Source organism: Nocardia wallacei, assembly GCF_029868745.1.
GTDB lineage: Bacteria > Actinomycetota > Actinomycetes > Mycobacteriales > Mycobacteriaceae > Nocardia > Nocardia wallacei_B.
The window spans coordinates 1-7,980 of sequence record NZ_JARWOP010000165.1 but is presented as its reverse complement, the minus strand read 5'-3'; the positions used below and the strand labels follow the sequence as shown (position 1 = coordinate 7,980).

Annotated in this window: 7 protein-coding genes; all 7 read right to left on the bottom strand. The window is 66.1% G+C overall.

All coding sequences use genetic code 11. The annotated features are described in order from the left end of the window. Positions 1-167: 167 nt before the first annotated feature. Complete coding sequence (locus QH470_RS13845; RefSeq protein ID WP_425302660.1) at positions 168-1,379, bottom strand: MCE family protein; 1,212 nt, start codon at positions 1,377-1,379, stop codon at positions 168-170. Positions 1,380-1,453: 74 nt separating this feature from the next. Continuing rightward, positions 1,454-2,464 carry an MCE family protein gene (locus QH470_RS13840; RefSeq protein ID WP_280272746.1) on the bottom strand — a complete coding sequence of 337 codons (1,011 nt, stop codon included), beginning with the start codon at positions 2,462-2,464 and terminating at the stop codon, positions 1,454-1,456. Further along, a complete protein-coding gene (locus tag QH470_RS13835) occupies positions 2,464-3,552 on the bottom strand; it encodes an MCE family protein (protein ID WP_280272745.1) in 1,089 nt (362 codons plus the stop codon). The genes QH470_RS13840 and QH470_RS13835 overlap by 1 nt, the downstream gene beginning before the upstream one ends. Further along, positions 3,549-4,898, bottom strand: coding sequence for an MCE family protein (locus QH470_RS13830; RefSeq protein WP_280272744.1), 1,350 nt, complete (start codon positions 4,896-4,898; stop codon positions 3,549-3,551). Before QH470_RS13830 ends, QH470_RS13835 begins: the two co-directional genes overlap by 4 nt. Then, on the bottom strand, positions 4,895-5,722 hold the full coding sequence (locus QH470_RS13825; RefSeq protein ID WP_400182974.1) for an MlaE family ABC transporter permease: 828 nt from the start codon (positions 5,720-5,722) through the stop codon (positions 4,895-4,897). The genes QH470_RS13830 and QH470_RS13825 overlap by 4 nt, the downstream gene beginning before the upstream one ends. Before the next feature lie 42 nt (positions 5,723-5,764). Further along, entirely contained in the window at positions 5,765-6,559 is a 795-nt protein-coding gene (locus tag QH470_RS13820; protein ID WP_280272742.1) for an MlaE family ABC transporter permease, read from the bottom strand. An 11-nt stretch (positions 6,560-6,570) separates the two neighbouring features. After that, positions 6,571-7,647, bottom strand: coding sequence for an ABC transporter ATP-binding protein (locus tag QH470_RS13815; RefSeq protein ID WP_280272741.1), 1,077 nt, complete (start codon positions 7,645-7,647; stop codon positions 6,571-6,573). Positions 7,648-7,980: the final 333 nt, after the last annotated feature.

Below are 7,980 nucleotides of genomic sequence, written 5' to 3'. Positions count from 1 at the left end.
CGCCGCGCACAAGCCCACTAGGCCCCCCCCCGCTAACCCCCTTGCGGGGCTGCGGCTTCGGGGGCCGGCCACCGCTGATCCGCCATCCCGGCGCGCTTTTGCCCGTAATCTATCGCTGGACCCCGCCAAAAAGCGTGCCGGGATGACGGGGAGGCCGAAGGCGTCGATCATCGCGTCCCACCTTCCTGCTGAGACGGCGGCAGCTGATCCGACGGCGTACCCGGCACCGTGCCGGGGACCGGGGCGCGCTGCTGGTTCTCGCCGCTGAGGATGCCGAACGGCAGGATCAGCGACGGAGTGGACACGCCCGCCTTCACCTGATCGGTGATCGTCTTGCACTGGTCCAGGATCGGGCGCAGCTGCCGGCTGATCGCGTCGAATTTCGGGTCACCAGGCCGCAATTGGCCGAGATCGAGCATCTTGCACACCGCGCCGAACGGGTTCTCCAAATCGGTGAAGTTGGCGCGCATGTCCAGCGTGCCGGACTCGCCGTTGTGCACGTTGATCAGGTTGCTCAGCGCCAGCGGCAGCACCGGCAGCAGGGCGGCGACGTCCTGGCGCTGATCGGACAGGGTCTGCGTCAGCTTCGTCAGCGCCTCGGCGTTCTCCGCGATCAGGCCTCGGTTGTCATCGATGAACCGGGCCACGTCGCCGAGACCCACCGACAGCAGGTGCAGAGCTTGGCCGAGGTTCTGCCGCTCGTCGGCGAGGAAACCGGCCAGATCCGCCAGCTGCGTATTGAACTGCCGCACCTGCTGGTCGTTCTCGGCGAGCGTGCGCACGAAGATCTGCAGATTCTTGACGGTGTCGAAGATGTCGCCCCGCGCGTCGGACAGGTAGCGCGCCGCGTGCGAGAGCTGCGCCAGGCTGTTGCCCAGCGCCTCACCGTTACCGGCGAGATTCGCCGCCGAGGTGCGCGCCAGCTCGTTGAGCGCGCCGTCCTTGTTGGCGCCGTTGGGCCCCAGCGCGTCGGACAGTTGCGCGATCGACTTGTACAGCCGGTCGACCTCCACCGGAGTCGCGGTGCGCTCCTTCGGAATCGTCGCGGTGCGCGGCATCTTCGGCCCGCCCTTGTAGACGGGGGTGAGCTGGATGTAGCGGTCCGACACCACCGACGGCGTGATCTGAGCGGCCTTGGCGTCGGCCGGGATGTCGTAGTCCCGGTCGACCTGCATGGTGACCTTCACCTGCTCGCCCGCGGGCTCGACCGAATCCACCTTGCCCACCGGCACGCCGAGGATGCGGACGTCCGAGCCCTCGTAGATGCCGATCGACTTGTCGAAGTACGCGGTGATCTTGGTGGTGTTGTAGTTGTCGAACAGCCACCACAGCACACCGGCGAGGACGACCACGACGACCAGTCCCCCGGCGACCAGCATCTTGGTGCCGCGGCCGGCCTCCCGGAACGCGGTCAGCGGATCCCGGCGGGTGCCCGCCGAACGAGACGCCGTCATCAGTAGCCTCCCAGATTCCGGATCGGCGGACGATCGCCCGGGATCTCCGGCAGCGCCGGCGGGGTCAGGTTGACGATCACGGCGTCGAACCAGCGACCGGTGCCGAGCACGTTGGCGTACAACCCATAGAACGGCGCGGCCAGGGTCAGCGTCTTGGAGATGTTCTGCTGGTTGTCGTTGAGCATGTCGATGGCCGACTTCAGGTTGGTCAGCGCCGGGCCGATCTGCTCCTCGTTGTCGTGCACCAGGGCCGTCAGCTCGGCGGCCACCGTCCTGGCGCCGGTCAGCAACTGCGAGATGGCCTGCTGGCGCACGTTCAGCTCGGCGAGCAGTTCACCGCCGTTGGCGAGCAGCCGCTCGAATTCGGCGTTGCGGTCCGCGAGCACCTTGGTGGTCTTGTTGGTAGCCGCGAACAACTGCTTGAGCTGCTCGTCGCGCTTGGCCAGCGTCTCCGACAACCGGCCGATGCCGTCGATGGTGCCGCGGATCTCCGGGGCGGTGCCCGAGAACGCGTCCGACAGCACCCGCATGCTGGCGGCCAGCTGGCCCGTGTCGGTCTGCTCGAGATCCTTCGCGACCTCCTGGAACGCCTCGGTCACGTCGTACGGAGAGACCGTGCGCGACAACGGAATCGGCTCGCCCGGATCGGCGACATGCGATCCCTTCGGGTCCAGCGCCAGGTACTTCTGGCCGAGCACCGTCTTGATCTGGATCGACGCCGTGGTGTCGTCGCCGACCCAGGCGTCCTTGGTGCGGAAGTCCACCAGCACCTTGTCGCCGTCCAGGCGCACGTCCGCGACCGAGCCGACCTTCACGCCGGCGATGCGGACCTCGTTGCCCTTCTTGAGCCCGGCCGCCTCGGAGAACTCCGCGGTGTACTTGGTACCCGCGCCGAGGATCGGCAGCCGGTCCAGGAAGAACACCGACACCGTGATCAGCAGTACCAGGAACAGGCCCAGCCCGCCCATGAAGGCGGGGCTGCGCTTACCGGTCAGTTGCCGGTCGTCCATCAGCGGCCACCCTTCCCATGACAACGCGGGGCCGGGTTGGTGTAGAGCGGCTGGTTCACCGTCGGCAGATCGGTGATCGCGGCCGGCAGGTTGAGCTGCGGCGCGTCCCTGGTCCCCGGCCCGGCGACGATATCGATGCCGCACAGATAGAACTGGAACCAGGAGCCGTAACTCGCGGCGCGGCCCAGCCTCTCCATCTTGATCGGCAGATTCGTCAGACCCTCGTTCACCTCGTCGGACCGATCGTTCAGGGTGCCGGTGAGCTGGTTCAGCCCGGCGATCGAACCCTGCAGGGTCGGGCGGGTGGGCACCAGCAGATCGGCCGTGGCCGAGGCCAGGTTGCCCAGCGACTGCACCGCCGACCCGATCGTGCCCCGCTCGGCGTTCAGCCCGCTGACCAGCGCCTCGGTATTGACGATCAGATCGTTGAGCTGGCCGTCCCGCGAATTGATCGAATCCAGCACGGCATTGAGGTTCTTCACGATCTCACCGATCACCGCGTCCTTGTCGGCGATCTTGTTGGTCAGGCTCGCCGTATTCGACACCAGCTCGGTGATGGTGCCCGACTCACCCTGGAACACCTGGATGATCTCGTAGGACAGCTTGTTCACGTCATCGGCCGACAGCGTCTGGAACAGCGGACGGAAACCGTTGAACAAGGTGGTCAGATTCAGCGCCGGTCTGGTGCGATCCAGCGGAATCGTGCCGCCCTCGTTGAGTTTTCGGCCCTGCTGACCGGTGCCCTGCTCCAGCGCGATATAGCGCTGGCCGACCAGGTTGCGGTAGCGGATGGTGGCCGTGGTGGAGGCGGGCAGCCAATCCCGGTCGGTCAGCTGGAATTTCACTTCCGCCTGGTTGTGGCCGACCACCGACACCTTGGTCACCTTGCCGACCCGCACGCCCGCGATGCGCACCTCGTCGCCCGAATTCAGCGACGTCACATCGGTGAACCGCGCCTTGAATTCCGGACCGCCGCCGGAATAGTTGGCGATGGTGACACCCAGCAGCGCGGTGGCGAGCAGCGTCACCACGATGAAGAGGGCGAGTTTCGTCAGCGGCCCGCCGAGGCCACGTAAATTGCCGCTCACTTCACACTCACCTCGCTTCCGCGCAGGGCCGGCGCGCCGATCCTGGTCACCCAGCTCGGCACCTGATCCGGCGAAACGCCGTTGGCCGCACCATAGATCGCGCCCAGCGTGTGCTGCTCGGCCGGGGAGCCCGCCAGCGTCGGAGCGGCTTGCCCGCCGAACACCGAGAACTGGGCCGGCGGCACCTGTCCGATGTTCGGGTCACCCGGGTTGCGGCTGGGCGGCTGGTAGGAACCGTCGTTGGCCGAGCCGGTCGGGTACTGGCCGGAGTCCACTCCGCCGGGGTACTCCGGGAAGCACACCGGCGGGCGCTCGTCGAGCCAGCGCGGCTCGTCCTGGTTGGGCAGGTAGCGGCCGCGGGTGTTGGTCAGCATGATCGACACTCGCGAACCCGGCAGGTCCGTGCCCTTGCCGAAGATGTTGTCGATGCGCGGCTTGAGCTGTGCGAAGTTCTTGAACGTGCACGCGAAGGTGGGCGAGTAGGTGCCCAGCAGTTCCAGCGCGGTGCGCGAGTCGGCCGCGATATCGATGATGTTGTCGTGGTTGGCCAGAATGAAACCGGCCGTCTGCGCCGAGGCCGGCGTCAGCACCGAATACAGCGTGTCGAGCTGGGACCGCTTCTGCACGATGGTGGCGTTGAGCGTGCGCAGATTGTCGAAGGCGTCGACCAACTGCGGCAACGCGTCGGAGTAGGTGTCGGCCACGGTGGCGAACTGGCGGATGTCGTCCTGCAGGGCGGGCATCACGCTGTTCAGGTCGCGGAAGATGGTGTCCAGCCGATCGATCGTGTGGCCCAGCTCCTCGCCCTGCCCGCCGAGCGCCTGCGACAGCGCGCCCAGTGTGGAGGAGAGGTACTGCGGCGGAATGGATTGCAGCAGTGGCAGTACCGAGTCGAGCAGCTGGCTGACCTCGACGGCGTTGCCGCTGGAATCCTGCTGCAGCGTCATGCCCGCGCGCAGCGGTTCTCCGCTGGGCTGCTCGGGCCAGACCAGCTCCACGTAGCGCTCGCCGAACAGCGTCTTGGGTAGCAGCCGCGCGGTCACGTTGGACGGGATCTTCTTCGCCTTGTCCGGACTCAGCGACAGGTGCAGCGTGACCTTGCCGCCGGCGGACTGGCTCGATCGGACCTCGCCCACATTGACGCCACGCACCTTCACATCGGCGTTGCGCGTCAACGCGTTCCCCACGGTGTCGGTGACCAGGTCGACCTTCACCGTCTTGACCCACACCTTGTTGTAGGCCGCGATCGTGGTCGCCAGGAACAGCGCCATCACCACGAAGAACAGCAGACCGAGCGTGCGCACCCGGATCTTCTCCGTGGAGCGCCAGAACTGCACCCCGTTCATCCGGCCACCCGCACCGTCGTAGTCGTCCCCCAGATAGCCAGGCTGAGGAAGAAATCGAGAATGTTGATCAGCACGATCGACGCCCGCACCGCGCGCCCCACCGCCACGCCGACACCGGCCGGACCGCCGGTCGCGGTGAAACCGTAATAGCAGTGGATCAGGATGATGACGAAGGCGAAGACCAGCACCTTGAGGAACGAATACAACACGTCCTCGGGTGGCAGGAACAAACTGAAGTAGTGGTCGTACGACCCGGTCGATTGCCCGTTGAACCACACGCTGATCTGCCGCGAGGCCAGGAACGTGCCCAGCAGGCCGACGATGTAGAGCGGGATCACCGCCGTGAAACCCGCGATCACGCGGGTCGTCACCAGGAACGGCACGCCCGGCACCGCCATCACCTCGAGCGCGTCGATCTCCTCGGAGATCCGCATGGCGCCGAGCTGCGCGGTGAAACCACAGCCGACCGTCGCCGACAACGCCAGCGCCGCGACGAGCGGAGCCAGCTCACGGGTGTTGATGTAGCCGGTGAGGAAGCCGGTCAGCACGCCGCTGCCCAGCGCGTCGAGGGCCTTGAAACCCTGCAGGCCCACGACCACGCCGACCGAGGCCGACATCATCACGACCACGCCGATGGTGCCGCCGATCACCGCCAGCGCGCCGGAACCGAAGGTCACCTCGGCCAGCAGCCGCATGACCTCCTTGCGGTAGTGCACGACCGTGCGCGGAATCCACGCAATGGCCTTGGAGTAGAACGACATCTGATCGCCGGCGCGATCGATCACGTCGACCGGTCCGCGCAGGACCCGTCCGATCCGGCGCATCTGCTTGGCGAAGATCGGGGAACGCTGTGCCACCACCATGGGTCAGGAGCCCTTGGCCGGGACGACCTGCAGGTACACCAACGTCAGAATCAGATTGACGAAGAAGAGCACCAGGAAGGTGATCACCACGGATTGGTTCACCGCGTCACCCACTCCTTTCGGTCCCCCCTTGGGATGCAGCCCCTTGTACGCGGCGATGACGCCCGCGATCAGTCCGAAGATGATCGCCTTGATCTCGCCGATCCACAGATCGGGCAGCTGGGCCAGCGCGGAGAACGAGGCCAGATACGCGCCCGGCGTGCCGCCCTGCAGCAGCACGTTGAACCCGTAGCCGCCGCAGATACCGACCACCGACACCAGGCCGTTGAGCAGAACCGCGACCAACATCATGCCGAGCACGCGCGGCACGACCAGCCGCTGCACCGGGTCGATGCCCAGCACCTCCATCGCGTCGATCTCCTCGCGAATGGTCCGCGAGCCCAGATCGGCGGCGACGGCCGACCCCGCGGCACCGGCGATGATCAGCGCGGTGACGACGGGAGCGGCCTGTTGAACGGTCGCCAGCACGCTGGTAGCACCGGTGAATGCCTCGGCGCCCAGCTGCTTGATCAGTGAACCGGTCTGCAAAGCCACAACGGCGCCGAACGGGATTGCCACCAAGGCCGCAGGGAGGATCGAGACGCTCGCGATGAACCACGACTGCTCGACGAACTCACGCCATTGGAAGGGTCTGGCGAACGTTTTGCGCGCGACATTGATGAGCAGCGCAAAGATGTTGCCAGCCTGGGCAAAACCCGACTCGACCGGAGTGCGCAGCCGCGTCAGGGTTTGATTCACGGCTGCGTATGTTACCCGTTGGTTGGGTTGTGACGCACGGTGGTGTCGTACGCGCCGCCCTGATATTCCGGAGCGTTACCCGTATAGGCGGGCAACACTTGTGTATCGCCGTTCTCCGACAGCGACTCCTGGATCGCCACCTGGGCCGTGTGTGGCAGGGTGTGCATGATCTCCATGACCCGGTGCCGGCGGCGCTCCACGGCCTGTCGGAACGGCATTCCGGGGGTGGCCTTCATCTGCGGGATGATGCCCTCGATCTCGTCGGTGCCGTTGTCGTAGTGGCCGGCGTCGGCGAGCGCCTGCTCGCGCGCCATCTGCGCCTCGTCCTTCTCCTCCGACATGCCGATCGGACCGACCATGCGGCCGTTGAGGAACTGCTTGACCACCGGCTCCTCCGAGGTCAGCAACACCTCGCGGGGGCCGAACATGACCAGTTGGCGACGGAACAGCATGCCGATGTTGTCGGGCACGGTGCGGGCCAGGTTGATGTTGTGCGTCACGATCAGGATCGTCGCGTCGATCTGCGCGTTGATGTCGATCAGCAGCTGCGAAAGATAGGTCGTGCGAACCGGATCCAGACCCGAGTCCGGCTCGTCGACGAGGATGATCTGCGGGTCGAGCACCAGCGCGCGGGCCAGGCCGGCACGCTTGCGCATACCACCGGAGATCTCACCGGGCAGCTTGCCCTCGGCGCCGAGCAGACCTGTCAGCTCGAGCTTCTCCATGACGATCTTCTTGATCTCGGATTCACTCTTCTTGGTGTGCTCGCGCAGCGGGAAGGCCACGTTGTCGAACAGATTCATCGAGCCGAACAGCGCGCCGTCCTGGAACAGAACGCCGAACAACTTGCGGATCTCGTAGAGCTCCTTGTTCGAGCAGGTGGTGATGTCGGTGCCGTCGATGAAAATCGAGCCGCGCTCCGGGCGCAGCAGCCCGATCAGCGACTTCAGGAACACGGACTTACCGGTACCGGACGGGCCGAGCAGCGCACTGACTTCCCCCGGGGGCAGCGTCAGCGTGACGTCCTGCCAAATACGCTGTGAACCGAATGATTTGGTAACAGCTTCGGTCCTGACCTCGACGCCCACGCCAACCTCCACGAATTCTTCGGACGAGCGCCCGAGCGGCTACGTCACGACACGGCATTACCAGCGGTATGTGACGCGGCACACTGGGGTGCGGTCACTGTATCGCATGCCGCCAGTCCGGGACAGACTACCTGACTCGTCGGTAGAAACTTTGTCACATCGAACCATGGCTCCATACAGAAGGGAGCTATTCCTTTGAATAGCGGAAGCGGGGGGGGGGGCCCGGGGGGACCCCCCCCCCCCAAAAAGAGGGGCCGGGATTAATTTAGAGGACCCAGGGGGCCGCCCCCGCGCGCCGAGGGGGGGGGGGGGGGGGGGGGGGCCCGGTGCGGG

Excerpts from the sequence above, each read along its gene's own strand:
- QH470_RS13845 (WP_425302660.1), bottom strand. The coding sequence starts at position 1,379 with ATGCTGGTCGCCGGGGGACTGGTCGTCGTGGTCGTCCTCGCCGGTGTG.
- QH470_RS13840 (WP_280272746.1), bottom strand. The coding sequence starts at position 2,464 with ATGGACGACCGGCAACTGACCGGTAAGCGCAGCCCCGCCTTCATGGGC.
- QH470_RS13830 (WP_280272744.1), bottom strand. The coding sequence starts at position 4,898 with ATGAACGGGGTGCAGTTCTGGCGCTCCACGGAGAAGATCCGGGTGCGC.
- QH470_RS13825 (WP_400182974.1), bottom strand. The coding sequence starts at position 5,722 with ATGCGCCGGATCGGACGGGTCCTGCGCGGACCGGTCGACGTGATCGAT.